At 56.3% G+C, this 12,895-nt stretch carries 16 protein-coding genes; 8 read left to right on the top strand and 8 right to left on the bottom strand.

From position 1 onward, the window contains the following. Positions 1-118: 118 nt before the first annotated feature. Together ACMXYI_RS23310 and ACMXYI_RS23305 are read right to left on the bottom strand one after the other, a co-directional pair. Positions 119-295, bottom strand: coding sequence for a hypothetical protein (locus ACMXYI_RS23310; RefSeq protein ID WP_415769268.1), 177 nt, complete (start codon positions 293-295; stop codon positions 119-121). 29 nt (positions 296-324) lie between these two features. Beyond that, a complete protein-coding gene (locus ACMXYI_RS23305) occupies positions 325-627 on the bottom strand; it encodes a DUF1883 domain-containing protein (protein WP_024164534.1) in 303 nt (100 codons plus the stop codon). Positions 628-839: 212 nt separating this feature from the next. On the opposite strand from ACMXYI_RS23305, the gene ACMXYI_RS23300 reads away from it, so the two are divergent. Together ACMXYI_RS23300 and ACMXYI_RS23295 are read left to right on the top strand one after the other, a co-directional pair. Then, the gene (locus ACMXYI_RS23300; protein ID WP_123364929.1) at positions 840-1,196 is read left to right on the top strand and encodes a hypothetical protein; all 357 of its coding nucleotides are present in this window, start codon (positions 840-842) and stop codon (positions 1,194-1,196) included. 73 nt (positions 1,197-1,269) lie between these two features. Further along, the gene (locus ACMXYI_RS23295; protein WP_415769267.1) at positions 1,270-1,500 is read left to right on the top strand and encodes a hypothetical protein; all 231 of its coding nucleotides are present in this window, start codon (positions 1,270-1,272) and stop codon (positions 1,498-1,500) included. A gap of 11 nt (positions 1,501-1,511) precedes the next feature. Here ACMXYI_RS23295 and ACMXYI_RS23290 read toward each other — a convergent pair whose 3' ends face one another. Continuing rightward, positions 1,512-1,793, bottom strand: coding sequence for a hypothetical protein (locus ACMXYI_RS23290; RefSeq protein WP_056740098.1), 282 nt, complete (start codon positions 1,791-1,793; stop codon positions 1,512-1,514). A 138-nt stretch (positions 1,794-1,931) separates the two neighbouring features. After that, positions 1,932-2,120, bottom strand: a complete 189-nt coding sequence (locus ACMXYI_RS23285) for a hypothetical protein (protein ID WP_056739847.1) — start codon at positions 2,118-2,120, stop codon at positions 1,932-1,934. A gap of 266 nt (positions 2,121-2,386) precedes the next feature. Here ACMXYI_RS23285 and galU point away from each other — a divergent pair, with 266 nt between their 5' ends. Further along, complete coding sequence (gene galU, locus ACMXYI_RS23280; protein WP_415769266.1) at positions 2,387-3,226, top strand: UTP--glucose-1-phosphate uridylyltransferase GalU; 840 nt, start codon at positions 2,387-2,389, stop codon at positions 3,224-3,226. A 130-nt stretch (positions 3,227-3,356) separates the two neighbouring features. Then, on the top strand, positions 3,357-4,715 hold the full coding sequence (gene gorA, locus ACMXYI_RS23275; RefSeq protein ID WP_415769265.1) for a glutathione-disulfide reductase: 1,359 nt from the start codon (positions 3,357-3,359) through the stop codon (positions 4,713-4,715). On the opposite strand, the gene ACMXYI_RS23270 is transcribed toward gorA, so the two are convergent. Further along, positions 4,712-5,731, bottom strand: a complete 1,020-nt coding sequence (locus tag ACMXYI_RS23270; RefSeq protein WP_415769264.1) for a DNA-binding protein — start codon at positions 5,729-5,731, stop codon at positions 4,712-4,714. The genes gorA and ACMXYI_RS23270 overlap by 4 nt on opposite strands. A gap of 178 nt (positions 5,732-5,909) precedes the next feature. Between ACMXYI_RS23270 and ACMXYI_RS23265 the strand changes: the two genes are divergently transcribed. From ACMXYI_RS23265 to ahpF, 3 genes are all read left to right on the top strand, one after another. Beyond that, positions 5,910-6,854, top strand: coding sequence for a site-specific integrase (locus ACMXYI_RS23265; protein WP_415769263.1), 945 nt, complete (start codon positions 5,910-5,912; stop codon positions 6,852-6,854). Positions 6,855-6,999: 145 nt separating this feature from the next. Continuing rightward, the gene (gene ahpC, locus ACMXYI_RS23260; RefSeq protein WP_129444510.1) at positions 7,000-7,563 is read left to right on the top strand and encodes an alkyl hydroperoxide reductase subunit C; all 564 of its coding nucleotides are present in this window, start codon (positions 7,000-7,002) and stop codon (positions 7,561-7,563) included. Positions 7,564-7,688: 125 nt separating this feature from the next. Beyond that, positions 7,689-9,251, top strand: coding sequence for an alkyl hydroperoxide reductase subunit F (ahpF, locus tag ACMXYI_RS23255; protein ID WP_415769262.1), 1,563 nt, complete (start codon positions 7,689-7,691; stop codon positions 9,249-9,251). Positions 9,252-9,332: 81 nt separating this feature from the next. Here the strand turns inward: ahpF and gloA are convergent, their stop codons facing one another. Beyond that, positions 9,333-9,854, bottom strand: coding sequence for a lactoylglutathione lyase (gene gloA / locus ACMXYI_RS23250; RefSeq protein WP_017338616.1), 522 nt, complete (start codon positions 9,852-9,854; stop codon positions 9,333-9,335). 145 nt (positions 9,855-9,999) lie between these two features. On the opposite strand from gloA, the gene ACMXYI_RS23245 reads away from it, so the two are divergent. Continuing rightward, positions 10,000-10,524 (top strand): DUF4946 domain-containing protein, encoded by a 525-nt coding sequence (locus ACMXYI_RS23245; RefSeq protein WP_415769261.1) that lies wholly within the window; start codon positions 10,000-10,002, stop codon positions 10,522-10,524. A 173-nt stretch (positions 10,525-10,697) separates the two neighbouring features. Here ACMXYI_RS23245 and ACMXYI_RS23240 read toward each other — a convergent pair whose 3' ends face one another. Both ACMXYI_RS23240 and ACMXYI_RS23235 read right to left on the bottom strand, forming a co-directional pair. Then, on the bottom strand, positions 10,698-11,060 hold the full coding sequence (locus tag ACMXYI_RS23240) for a histone-like nucleoid-structuring protein, MvaT/MvaU family (protein ID WP_008155126.1): 363 nt from the start codon (positions 11,058-11,060) through the stop codon (positions 10,698-10,700). A gap of 233 nt (positions 11,061-11,293) precedes the next feature. Beyond that, positions 11,294-12,829, bottom strand: a complete 1,536-nt coding sequence (locus ACMXYI_RS23235) for an EAL domain-containing protein (protein ID WP_415769260.1) — start codon at positions 12,827-12,829, stop codon at positions 11,294-11,296. Positions 12,830-12,895: the final 66 nt, after the last annotated feature.

The following is a 12,895-nucleotide window of genomic DNA, read 5'->3' as shown; positions in this document are numbered from 1 at the left end:
TCCTTAACCAAAGGTTGAGGTGGCCAGTCTAGGGAACGGGGTTGGAGTGAACACTCCGGCGCTTGCGGTCGAATTTTATACGGGGGAGCAGACGTCCATGTTGTCGCTCCGGATCCCGTTACAACGCTTTGCTGACGCTTATTTCGCTGATGACGTCTTCGCTCGAACCATGAATGGCGTCCAGCGCGGCCTTGGCTTCTTCTTCGGTGCCGTTTTCAAGCTGGGCAAATTCGAAGCGACGCTCACCATTGAGTTTGTATTTGATGACGTATTTGGTCGTTTGGGCCACGGTCATACCTGCTTGTCTTGGTGTTTGGGTGTCACTCAGCTCAGTTTCGTGCTGGAGCGGCGGATGATCTTGATGGTGTGAGTCAGGGTCGGTTTGCGAGTCACGCTGATCGGCCGGCGGTTGACCGTGTCGATGGTGATGTTCCAGAAACCGGTGCTCGGTGCAGTAATCCGGGCAGGGAAAGTGTCGAATGCTCCGCCATGGTAAGTGTGGCGGCCGCCATTCTTGAAGCTGCGGAAATTGGCGTCGTTCATCAAGCGGATATTGCATGTTTGGGAGCATTGAATGACGACGATATCGTCTTCGTTGAGGTGCTCGCGCTGGTGGATAAATTTCATGAGGCGCCTCCAGAAGGGCTTTTTCTACAAAATCAAAACGATAGCATGTGCGATTGGCGCAGTTTATCAGCCCGAACGGGTTATTATCCGGTCGTCGAGCTCTGCTTTGACAATTAAAAACAGTAATACGGAATTCTATGAGCGATAAACGCAGCGAGCCTCGGAGAAAAACAGGATTTGTACTGTCGGAGTGTCTTTATCGGAGGTGTTGTATGAAGTGGGGTGTGCTGTTCCTGCCTATGGCGATAGCGATGAGTGGCTGTGCGAGTGTCTCGGAAATCAATGAGACGCTGCCGACCATGAGCGTGATTTCAGGCAAGAAGCCTCATGAGTACGCGCAATGCCTGACCGAAAAACTGGCCAGCAGCCGGGGAGCCCTGCAAGTCGAGCCGCACAAGGACGGAATGCGAGTTATCGTGCCGCAGAAGTTCTCCTCGGGCCCGGCGGCAGTATTTGATATCGAAGACCGCTCCACTGGCAGCAGCATCAAGCTGCATGAGCGCATTTCCAATGTGCCGTTGCGCCCCATGGATGTACGCAATGCCGCTACGGCGTGCATTTCCGGCTGATAGACTGTCGCCCGTCAGCACCGATGCCGCCAAAAGCAGCGCTTTGGCGGCATTGTCATTTCTGGAGTCGAGCATGAAGCGAGAGCAGGTACGGGAGCGCCATGCAGAGGGTCACATCTCTGCCACCCACGTGATTCAGAATCCGGCGGATCCGGAAGAATGGATCGTGTTTTTCAAGAAAAGCGCCGGGCGCAGTTATTTTCTGGTGGATGAAAACGATGAAGTCGAATCCTTCAGTAGCCTCGATGAATTGATCGAGACGGTGCGCGGCCTCGGGATCAAGTTCGCCGAAATTCACATGTAGGGCAGGGCACCTTACTTGCAGACCACCACGACGCTGCGGTTCTTGTAGTTGCCGACGTCCACGCCCAGCGTCTTGTCGCTTTCCTTGGTCGAAGGTGTTCCGTCGGTACCGACGATCCGATAGCCGGTGCCGGCGCAAGAGGCATCGGCTTTTTCGTAGCAGGTCGCCCAGGAATTGGCTTCCCCGGAGCAGTCGATCGCCAGGCCTTGCTCGCCGTTGTTCAGGTAGGTCGTTTCCGAAGTGGCGCAGCCACTCAGGGCCAGTGCCGCGATCAGGGGCAAAAATTTATTCATGTCGTTGTCGTCGTCAGGATGAAGGGGCTGAGCCTGTGACAGCGCTGGCATCAAAAGGTTATAGCGAATGGCCACTTGTTTGCAGCCAATCACAAAAAAGCCCTGCGCGAGCAGGGCTTGGGTCGAGCCGGGTGCTTCTCAGGACTTGTCCTTGCCGCGACGCTTCGGGGCTGGGTGTTCGAGCTCCAATACGGATGCTACTTCAATCGCCGACGCCTCGGTCGGGAAAGGCCCTGCAATATTCTCGCCGCTGGCACTGTCTACCCACCACTGGCCGTCTTTCGCCTGATTGATCAGGAACCCGTTGACACTTTTTGCTTCCGACATCTATCTGCCTCGTTGACTGGTTCAATCGCGCAATGATAGCGCCAAATGCACTCAACCGGTGCTGATGGTGTAGGGTTGTGCGATTCGCGGCCGTGCAGATCTGATGGTCTGTGCTATCTATAAAGGCTGCGGAGCTATCTCGGGAACTATCCGCGAGAATATTTCTCTATGATGGCATTGGTTAGCCAGTGCGGGGCATTGTAAGGTGCACGCCGCCTGATTAGACTGCGCCGAAACTCGTACACACAGCCCTATCAAGGACTTTTATGATCAAGAAATGCTTGTTCCCAGCAGCCGGTTACGGTACTCGCTTCCTGCCAGCGACTAAAGCCATGCCCAAAGAAATGCTGCCGGTGGTAAACAAGCCACTGATCCAGTACGGCGTCGAAGAAGCACTGGACGCTGGGTTGACCGAAATTTCCATCGTTACCGGTCGCGGCAAACGCGCTCTGGAAGACCACTTCGACATCAGCTACGAGCTGGAAAACCAGATCAAAGGCACCGACAAGGAAAAATACCTGGTCGGCATCCGTAAACTGTTGGACGAGTGCTCGTTCTCCTACACTCGCCAGACCGAAATGAAAGGCCTGGGCCACGCCATTCTGACTGGCCGCCCGCTGATCGGTGACGAACCGTTCGCGGTAGTGCTGGCGGACGACTTGTGCGTCAACCTCGAAGGCGACGGCGTCCTGACCCAGATGGTCAAGCTGTACGAGCAGTATCGCTGCACCATCGTTGCGATCCAGGAAGTGGATCCGCAGGAAACCAACAAGTACGGCGTGATCGCCGGCGAACTGATCGCTGATGATTTGTACCGCGTTCGCAACATGGTCGAAAAACCAGCCCCGGAAGACGCACCGTCGAACCTGGCGATCATCGGTCGTTACATCCTGACGCCGGATATTTTCGACCTGATCAAACAAACCGAGCCAGGCAAAGGCGGCGAGATTCAAATCACCGACGCCCTGATGAAGCAGGCGAAAAACGGTTGCGTGATTGCCTACAAGTTCAAGGGCCAGCGTTTTGACTGCGGTGGCGCTGAAGGCTACATCGAAGCCACCAACTTTTGCTTCGAGAACTTCTACAAGACTGGCAAGGCCTACTAATAGCCTCTGACCCACTTGTATTGAAAAGCCACCTTCGGGTGGCTTTTTCATTTTCCGTCCCCATATCGATTGCAGCGCTTGCCCAACGGATGTCTGCGGGTATGCTTGTGGACTGCCGAGGAGATTGAAAATGGCCTACGATTTTGACCTTTATGTGATTGGCGCCGGTTCCGGCGGTGTGCGAGCTGCGCGTTTTGCTGCCGGTTTTGGCGCGAAAGTGGCGGTGGCCGAGAGCCGCTACCTGGGTGGCACTTGTGTGAATGTCGGCTGTGTGCCGAAGAAACTGCTGGTCTACGGCGCACACTTCGCCGAAGACTTCGAGCAGTCTTCGGGTTTTGGCTGGACGCCAGGTGAGGCGAAATTCGATTGGGCGACGCTGATCGCCAACAAGGATCGCGAGATCAATCGCCTGAATGGTATCTATCGCAATCTGCTGGTTAACAGCGGCGTGACCTTGCATGAGGGCCACGCCAAAATCGTTGATCCGCACCAGGTCGAGATCAACGGCGAGCGCTACACCGCCAAAAACATCCTGATTGCTACCGGTGGATGGCCACAGATTCCGGAGATTCCGGGGCATGAGCATGCAATCAGTTCCAACCAGGCGTTCTTCCTCAAAGAACTGCCCAAGCGCGTTCTGGTGGTGGGTGGTGGTTACATCGCCGTCGAATTCGCCGGGATCTTCCACGGTCTGGGCGCCGAGACCACGTTGCTTTATCGCGGTGAACTGTTCCTGCGCGGTTTCGACGGTGCGGTGCGCAAACACTTGCAGGAAGAACTGACCAGACGCGGCATGGGCCTGCAGTTCAACGCCGACATCGAACGTATCGACAAGCAGGCCGATGGCAGCCTGAAGGTGACCCTCAAGGACGGTCGTGAGCTGGAAGCGGATTGTGTGTTCTACGCCACCGGTCGGCGTCCGATGCTCGACAATCTTGGGCTGGAAAACACCAGCGTCAAACTCGACAAGAAAGGTTTCGTCGAGGTCGACGAGCAGTATCAGACTGCTGAGCCGTCGATCCTGGCGCTTGGTGATGTGATCGGTCGGGTTCAGCTGACGCCGGTGGCGTTGGCGGAAGGCATGGCTGTGGCGCGACGTTTGTTCAAGCCTGAGCAGTATCGCCCGGTCGATTACAAGATGATCCCGACCGCGGTGTTCAGCTTGCCGAACATCGGCACGGTCGGTTTCACCGAGGAAGAGGCCCGGGAGGCCGGTCACGATGTGGTGGTCTTCGAAAGCCGCTTCCGGCCCATGAAGCTGACCCTGACCGAATGCCAGGAACGCACCCTGATGAAACTGGTGGTGGACGCCAAGACCGACAAGGTTCTGGGTTGCCACATGGTCGGTCCGGAGGCTGGGGAAATTGTGCAGGGCTTGGCGATCGCCTTGAAAGCGGGTGCCACCAAGCGCGATTTCGATGAAACCATCGGCGTGCACCCGACTGCCGCCGAAGAGTTCGTCACCATGCGCACGCCGGTCGCGGGTTAATCGTCCTTTTGGGGCTCTGATGCGTCTGGCGCTGTCGCAATGACGGCCGCCAGGCGCGCGCTCTCATCGAGGCTCGCCTGAGTCTTGAGCAACTCAATTTCCAGCGCTTTGTTTATCTGCGACTGCTCATCGACGCTCTGTTTCAACGACTGACTTTCCAGCAGGGCAGCGCGCAAGCGTTCCTGGAGGAGGGTGCGTTCGCTGTCGATACGGTTTACCTGTTCCAGCAGCTGATCCTGTCGAGCGTTGGTTTGCTTGAGTTGATCCTGCAGCAGGCTCAACTCTCTCAGGGTGCCACGGTTCTCCGTTAACAAACGCTCGTTGTCGCGGTGCAGTTGCGTGATCTCATCCTGACGCACCAATGCGCTTTGCTGCGCTTGACGCAACTCCATCTGAATCTGCTGCACCTGGCTTTCGTGGCGACGTTGCTCCTGCTCACGCTGTTCTTTGACAGCGTTGCGATAATGTTCCAGGGCATCGCGAGCGTGCAGGTGCTTTTCTTCCAGTGAGCGGATCTGCTCATCCTTGTCTTGCAAGCGTAATTCGAAATCGGCCAGCGCCTGGTTCAGACCGGCGTTGCGGGTTTGCTCGGTCTGCAGCATGGCGCGGGTTTCTAGCAGGGCCTCGGACTCTTGAGTCAGTGCCAGGCTTTGAATCTCGTACTGCTGCTGCAATTGCGTGTTGGCTTGTTGGGCTTCATGCAGTTGCGTATCCAGCGCTTTCTTTTGTTGATCGAACTGCTCGCGAGCCTGATCGATGGGCTCCTGCGCCTGCTCTTTGAGTCGTTGTGCCAGCCGCGAAACCAGTCCCGCCAGCTCGTCATCAATCGGTTCCGGCGCCACTTCGGCGCGCTCGGCGCCGTCATCCAGCTCCTTCAAATAGCGATGAATCGTGGTTTTCGAGCCCGTGTTGCCCATCTCGATCCGTACCGCGTCGATGCTGGGGTTTTCGCCTCGGGCGAGAATTGCCAAACGTGCCGCTTGCACCACTGCTTTATTAACGCCGCCACGAGCCATGAGTTCTCCTACGATTTCGTACTGTGGTACATGCCACCTAAGTACACAATGTACCACGCTAACAAAAAACTTAAAATACGATGGGTATTCGTACGGGATATACTGGTATTACCCCGTGTGATGAGCCCTGTGGCGCGTTTTCACCCGCCAAAGCGGTACGTTTTAGAGAGTTGAGCCGATGACTGAGCTGGATCGTTACCTGCAAGCCGCCACCCGCGACAACACCCGTCGCAGCTACCGGGCGGCTATCGAGCATTTCGAAGTCAGTTGGGGCGGCTTCCTGCCGGCAACCAGCGACAGCGTCGCGCGTTACCTGGTCGCTCACGCGGGTGTGCTTTCGATCAATACCTTGAAGTTGCGTTTGTCAGCACTGGCGCAATGGCACAACAGTCAGGGTTTTCCTGACCCCACCAAGGCGCCAGTGGTGCGCAAGGTCTTCAAGGGCATTCGCGCGCTGCACCCGGCTCAAGAAAAACAGGCCGAGCCGTTACAGCTTCAACATCTGGAGCAAGTGATTGCCTGGTTGGAGCAAGAAGCGCAAACCGCGAAATCTGAACACGATCAACCGGCTCTGTTGCGGGCCAGGCGCGACAGGGCGTTGATCCTGTTGGGCTTCTGGCGCGGCTTTCGTAGCGATGAGTTGTGCCGGTTACAGATCGAGCACGTGCAAGCGGCTGCCGGCTCAGGCATCACGCTCTATTTGCCACGAACCAAGAGCGACCGCGAAAACCTCGGCAAGACTTACCAGACACCCGCATTGCAGCGCCTGTGCCCGGTGCAGGCGTACATCGACTGGATTACCGAAGCCGCGCTGGTCCGTGGACCGGTATTCCGGGGCATCGACCGTTGGGGCCACCTGAGCGAGGAGGGGCTGCACGCCAACAGCGTGATCCCGTTACTGCGCCAGGCCCTGGAGCGCGCCGGCATCCCGGCCGAGCACTACACCAGTCACTCCTTGCGGCGCGGCTTTGCCACCTGGGCTCATCAGAGCGGTTGGGACTTGAAGTCGTTGATGAGTTACGTGGGCTGGAAGGATATGAAGTCCGCCATGCGCTATGTTGAAGCCAGCCCGTTTCTCGGGATGACACCGCTCGCGGAAAAAACCATTGGCGCTGCTAAGTAAGTTTTCTTCTATTAATACGTACGGCTAATAGCGAAAACCAATGAGCAGCATGAGCTTTGCCAATGAGCCATCCGGCAATCGAGTCGGTAGGATTCACTCCATCAACTTCTCAACCAAACTTTTCAACCCTGACGGAGAGTCATCGATGCCTATCATCAACAGCCAAGTTAAACCGTTCAAAGCTGACGCCTTTAAAAATGGCGACTTCGTAAAAGTGTCGGACGCTGACCTGAAAGGCAAATGGTCTGTCGTGTTCTTCTACCCAGCCGACTTCACCTTCGTTTGCCCGACCGAACTGGAAGACCTGGCTGACAACTACGACGCGTTCCAGAAACTGGGCGTCGAGATCTACAGCGTTTCCACCGATACCCACTTTGCTCACGCTGCCTGGCACAACACTTCACCAGCCATCAGCAAAATCCAGTACACCATGATCGGCGACCCGACTCACGCCATCTCCCGCAACTTCGACGTACTGATCGAAGAAGCAGGTCTGGCTGACCGTGGCACCTTCGTGATCAACCCAGAAGGCCAGATCAAAATCGTCGAACTGAACGACGGCGGTGTGGGTCGTGACGCTTCCGAGCTGCTGCGCAAAATCAAGGCTGCTCAGTACGTCGCTGCTCACCCAGGCCAGGTTTGCCCAGCCAAGTGGAAAGAAGGCGAGGCCACTCTGGCTCCGTCTCTGGACCTGGTCGGCAAGATCTAAGTCTGTGGATCGCATCATCAGGGCGGATTTCCGCACCTAAGTAAGCTGCAACCGCCCAATAAAAACGCCCGGGCGAGATTCGCTCGGGCGTTTTTTTATGTCTACGTTAAAAGGAAATCGCCCGTATGTTGGACGCCAATCTTAAAGCCCAGTTGAAGTCATACCTGGAACGGGTCACCCAGCCGATCGAGATCGTTGCATCCCTCGACGACGGTGCGAAATCCCAGGAAATGCTCGCATTACTCAAAGACGTTGCCAGTCTTTCTACCCAAATTACCTTGCTCGACAACGGTGACGATGCACGTAAACCATCGTTCTCGATCAACCGCCCGGGTGCCGATATCAGCCTGCGTTTCGCCGGCATCCCGATGGGCCACGAATTTACTTCGCTGGTGCTGGCCTTGCTGCAAGTCGGCGGTCACCCTTCGAAGGCCAGTGTTGAAGTGATCGAACAGATCCGTTCGCTCAAAGGCGAGTTCAACTTCGAGACTTACTTCTCGCTGTCCTGCCAGAACTGCCCGGACGTGGTCCAGGCATTGAACCTGATGGCCGTGCTTAACCCGAACATCCGCCACGTCGCCATTGACGGCGCGCTGTTCCAGGCCGAAGTCGATGACCGTCAGATCATGGCCGTGCCAAGTATTTACCTGAACGGCGTGAATTTCGGTCAGGGTCGCATGGGCCTGGAAGAGATCCTCGCCAAGATCGACACCAGCGGCATCGAGCGTCAAGCCGAGAAGATCAGCGCCAAAGAAGCTTTTGACGTATTGGTCGTCGGCGGTGGCCCGGCCGGTGCTTCGGCCGCGATCTACGCTGCCCGTAAAGGCATTCGTACCGGTGTGGCGGCTGAACGTTTTGGTGGGCAGGTGCTCGACACCATGGCCATCGAGAACTTCATCTCCGTGCAGGAAACCGAAGGGCCGAAACTGGCTGTGGCACTGGAAGAACACGTCAAACAGTACGACGTCGACATCATGAACCTGCAACGCGCCGACAGGTTGGTGCCGGGCAAGAACGGCGAGTTGCACGAAGTCCACTTCGCCAGCGGCGCGACCCTGAAAGCCAAGACCGTAATCCTGGCGACCGGTGCGCGGTGGCGTGAAATGAACGTCCCGGGCGAGCAGCAATACCGCAACAAAGGCGTGGCGTACTGCCCGCACTGCGACGGTCCGCTGTTCAAAGGCAAGCGCGTGGCGGTGATTGGCGGCGGTAACTCCGGCGTCGAAGCGGCCATCGACCTGGCGGGCATCGTGTCCCACGTAACACTGCTGGAGTTCGACGTGCAGCTGCGCGCCGATGCGGTCTTGCAGCGCAAGTTGCACAGCCTGCCGAACGTCACTGTCATCACCAGTGCGCAAACCACTGAAGTATTGGGCGACGGTCAGAAGGTCAACGGCCTGCGCTACAAGGATCGTCAGTCGGACGAGTTGCGTACCGTCGAGCTGGAAGGGATCTTCGTGCAGATCGGTTTGCTGCCCAACACCGATTGGCTCAAAGGCACCATCGAGCTGTCGCCTCGCGGTGAGATCATCGTCGATGCCCGCGGTGAGACTTCAATGCCGGGCGTATTCGCTGCCGGTGACGTGACCACCGTGCCGTACAAGCAGATCGTGATTGCGGTGGGCGAGGGCGCCAAGGCTTCCTTGAGCGCATTCGATCACCTGATCCGGACCTCGGCTCCGGCATAAAACCCGACGCTGAAAACACAAAAACCCCATGAGCGATCATGGGGTTTTTTGTGCATCACACATTCCAGTGTGGGAGCGGGCTTACATCGGTGCCGGTTGAATGATCTCAACCCAGTACGCATCCGGGTCTTTGATGAACGCCAGGCTCTTCATGCGGCCGTCATTCAGGCGTTTCTGGAAATCGCAGCCCAGCGCTTCGAAGCGCTCGCACGCAGCGACGATATCCGGCACCGAGATGCAGATGTGGCCAAAACCGCGCGGGTCGGTGTTGCCGTTGTGGTAAGCGAAATCCGCGTCGTTCTCGGTGCCGTGGTTGTGGGTCAGTTCGAGAATGCCGGGGATCGACTTCATCCATTCAGTGCGGGCAGCAGCGTCGGCCGGGATCTGGTCTTTATCGACCAGCGCCAGAAAGTACAGGCTGAACTCGGCTTCCGGGAAGTCGCGTTTTTCCACCAGCGAGAAACCCAAAATGCGCGTGTAGAAATCCAGGGACTTGGTGATGTCCTTGACCCGCAGCATGGTGTGGTTGAAGACGAACTTCTGGGTGGCGGTGTCAGGTTGGGCGGTCACGCCTGGGAAGGTGTTCAATTCGTGCAGGCTCATGGGCCCTCCGGAAAATAAGTGGGGCTAACGAATGGCGACAATGATACGCAAGGGTTCGGACATCACCAAACCCAAAGCGTCGGCTCTTGCCTGACAGACGGGCGAGGCTCAGACTTTACGGTTCAATCCGTGAGTGCTCATTGCAATGATTCGTTTCTGTAAATCGATGTTCGTCCTGATCGGCGTGCTTTCAGGTGTTAACAGCGCTCTCGCAGACGAGCCAGTCATTACCTGGCCGATCGGCTGGGAAGTCGAAGCTGTCCCGCAAGATGACGCCAACACCCACGTTTCCCGTCAGCGCGCGGTGAAAAACGATCAAGGCGGCACGCCGGTAATGGTGATGGAGTTGACCATGACTCAGGTGGAAAGTGGTCATCAGGTGAATCTGCAAGGCGTATTGCTGGAGATGCGCAAGTCGGTGCAGAAGGACTTCTTTCAAGGCGGTTATCAAAGTGTCTGCAACAAGATTCACCCGACGACGTTGAGCCGCTTATCAGCGCTGGAAACTACCTGCACGATCACGCAGAACGGAAGGCATGTGCTCTCTCAAACATTGGTTGCCGCCGTGGATGCCGATAAGGCCTATGTTCTTTCCTACGCGGGGCAGGCAGAGGTTTATAAGGCAAGTCAGGATGAAATAGAGGCAGCTCGTAACAGCTTGAAACTTTAGTTAAAGATTTCAATGGCTGCCGGTTTCAGGGCATTCGGAAATTTTTAGATACCAAAGGGATTAAGCACAAAGTTATTCGACAAGTAGCGAGTTGATCGACGCCAATCGTTGCATTTAGAAGGCGTCCATGAAAAAGCCCTGCATTGGCAGGGCTTTTTTGTCACCGCGAGTGCTTAGCCACGCAGCCAGGAATCAACGGTAGCTGCACCGTATTGTTCCTTCCAGGCTTTCAGGCCGCGGTGGTTGCCACCCTTGGTTTCAATCAGTTCACCGGTGTGCGGGTTCTGATAAACCTTGACCACGCGAGCGCGGCGGGTTTTAGGCGTTGCTTGTTGCAGACCGGATTTTGCCGGGTTCGGATCGAGTATGGCGATGATGTCGCGCAGGCTCTTGCCGTAGGTTTTCATCAGCCCCTGGAGCTTTTCTTCGAATTCGATTTCTTTCTTGAGCCCGGCATCATTCTTCAGGGTTTCCAGCTGCTTGAGCTGCTCTTGAAGGGCCTTTTCAGCTGCACGAAATTCAGCGAGTCTGGACAATATCTTTACTCCAATAGTGTGTTTGGCTGATACCAACCGCAAACAAAGCTATAAGCCAAGGGCCTTGTAGCGACTCGGTGATAATGGCTCACCTGCCAATCTAGCGCAGGCAAGAAAAATTGTAGTAGTTAATTGGCCAAGAGTAAATCCTGTCTTTTTCTTCATGTAACAACAGTAGTCTTTTGATTCAAATAGGTGCGCCACCTCCTTGTCTTGCCGCTTAGCGCCGCTAGTTAATGGTGACTTAATGCGTTAATGAAGTCCGCGCCGGGCATCGGCCGGCCGAACAGATAACCTTGCAAGAAGTTCACGCCGTGGGCGGTCAGATAATCACTTTGCTCCGTGGTTTCCACGCCTTCGGCGACGATGCCCAGATCGAGCTTGGCCGAGAGTTCGATGATGGTGTCCAGGATATGCCGTGAGAGGGCGTCAACACCGATCATGGCGACAAAACTCTGGTCGATTTTCAGAAAGTCCACATTGAACTGACGCAGGTAACCCAGGCTTGAGTGACCGGTGCCGAAGTCATCGATCGCGATCATCACGCCCAGCGCGTGAAGCTGCTCGAACAGTTGGTGGGTGATGGCCGTGGGTTCGATGAGTTCGCGCTCGGTGAGTTCCAGCACCAGGCTGACGGCACCCGGCTCGAAGGCCGCGAGGAATTGACGGCAATCCTCGACCAGTTCCAGGTCCTTGCAGTGGCTGGCGGTAATGTTGATGCCGATGTGAAAAACGCCCTCGAAGGAGGGTGAAACAGGCGCCAACAATTCGGCGGTCTGCTGCATCAGCGAGCGGGTCATCGGCACGATCAGCCCGGAGTGTTCGGCAAGCGGAATGAACAGCTCCGGGCGCACCAGACCTTCCTTTGGATGATTCCAGCGCATCAGCACCTCGGCGCCGGACCACTTCTTGTTGTCGCCATGCACCACAGGCTGAAAGTATGGAATGAACTCCGCAGCATCCAGGGCGCGCCGCATTTCATTGCTCGGTGATGACGAACGTTTTTGGACAAAGTGCCCGATCAATCCGGAAATCACACCGAAGAAGATCAGCAAGCTGAACAGCGGCGGATACTCACTGCTCATGAAGCGCCAGGTTTCACCTTCAGGAAATCCGGCCTCCACCGAAAAGTCGTAACGCGAGGACGCCAATCTGGTTTGTGCCACCGCAAAGGCAGGCAGGGCACCGTCATGGAATTTGCCATCGGCGGACAACCAATGGGGGCCGACTTGCAATAGCAGCAATGTCTTGCGGCCAATCAGCCGCAGTACGTTGCTCAGGTGATACCCGTCCAGGGTGCTCATCGCGCCCTGTTTTTCTTTGCTGAGCCGATACACAAGCAATGCGGTATCAGGCGTGACGGGGTTGCCTTTCATCAGCAATAACGCGCCTTTGCTGTAGTCGCCGGAAACGATCGTTTCCTGAACGTCACCGAACAAAGAGCTGCAGTAAATGGTGTTGTCCCACACCAGATTGGTCGAGCGCACGAACGGCCGGCGGGTGACCTGTTCGCGCAAGGCCAGTTTGACGTCGTTGCAGTTTTGGCCGGCCAGCGGCAGCAGTTCCTGAGCGGCTTGGGCGGTGTTGTCGAGCATCAATTCGAATTGGCGAGTGGCTTCTTCGGCCGTCTGTTCAGTACTTTGCTTGAGCGTACGCTCAGCTTGCATATAAAGAATGGCGAGTCCCAACAACACCGGGAGTAATCCGCTCAGTAGCGTCACAGCCATCCTGATACCGCGTTTGCGGCGGGTTTTGGCGTTCAGTGGCATTTGCGAAACCTGTAACGATGAAATAGGGCTCTCAAATGCTGGCAGGACGGGTCGCCTTCCAAAAAG

This window comes from Pseudomonas lyxosi (assembly GCF_047758685.1).
GTDB lineage: Bacteria > Pseudomonadota > Gammaproteobacteria > Pseudomonadales > Pseudomonadaceae > Aquipseudomonas > Aquipseudomonas lyxosi.
This window is presented reverse-complemented; position numbering and strand designations above follow the sequence as displayed.

Bases quoted from the DNA above. Each gene is read 5' to 3' on its own strand.
- ACMXYI_RS23310 (WP_415769268.1), bottom strand. From the start codon at position 295: ATGACCGTGGCCCAAACGACCAAATACGTCATCAAATACAAACTCAAT.
- ACMXYI_RS23305 (WP_024164534.1), bottom strand. From the start codon at position 627: ATGAAATTTATCCACCAGCGCGAGCACCTCAACGAAGACGATATCGTC.
- ACMXYI_RS23300 (WP_123364929.1), top strand. From the start codon at position 840: ATGAAGTGGGGTGTGCTGTTCCTGCCTATGGCGATAGCGATGAGTGGC.
- ACMXYI_RS23295 (WP_415769267.1), top strand. From the start codon at position 1,270: ATGAAGCGAGAGCAGGTACGGGAGCGCCATGCAGAGGGTCACATCTCT.
- ACMXYI_RS23290 (WP_056740098.1), bottom strand. From the start codon at position 1,793: ATGAATAAATTTTTGCCCCTGATCGCGGCACTGGCCCTGAGTGGCTGC.
- ACMXYI_RS23285 (WP_056739847.1), bottom strand. From the start codon at position 2,120: ATGTCGGAAGCAAAAAGTGTCAACGGGTTCCTGATCAATCAGGCGAAA.
- galU (WP_415769266.1), top strand. From the start codon at position 2,387: ATGATCAAGAAATGCTTGTTCCCAGCAGCCGGTTACGGTACTCGCTTC.
- gorA (WP_415769265.1), top strand. From the start codon at position 3,357: ATGGCCTACGATTTTGACCTTTATGTGATTGGCGCCGGTTCCGGCGGT.
- ACMXYI_RS23270 (WP_415769264.1), bottom strand. From the start codon at position 5,731: ATGGCTCGTGGCGGCGTTAATAAAGCAGTGGTGCAAGCGGCACGTTTG.
- ACMXYI_RS23265 (WP_415769263.1), top strand. From the start codon at position 5,910: ATGACTGAGCTGGATCGTTACCTGCAAGCCGCCACCCGCGACAACACC.
- ahpC (WP_129444510.1), top strand. From the start codon at position 7,000: ATGCCTATCATCAACAGCCAAGTTAAACCGTTCAAAGCTGACGCCTTT.
- ahpF (WP_415769262.1), top strand. From the start codon at position 7,689: ATGTTGGACGCCAATCTTAAAGCCCAGTTGAAGTCATACCTGGAACGG.
- gloA (WP_017338616.1), bottom strand. From the start codon at position 9,854: ATGAGCCTGCACGAATTGAACACCTTCCCAGGCGTGACCGCCCAACCT.
- ACMXYI_RS23245 (WP_415769261.1), top strand. From the start codon at position 10,000: ATGATTCGTTTCTGTAAATCGATGTTCGTCCTGATCGGCGTGCTTTCA.
- ACMXYI_RS23235 (WP_415769260.1), bottom strand. From the start codon at position 12,829: ATGCCACTGAACGCCAAAACCCGCCGCAAACGCGGTATCAGGATGGCT.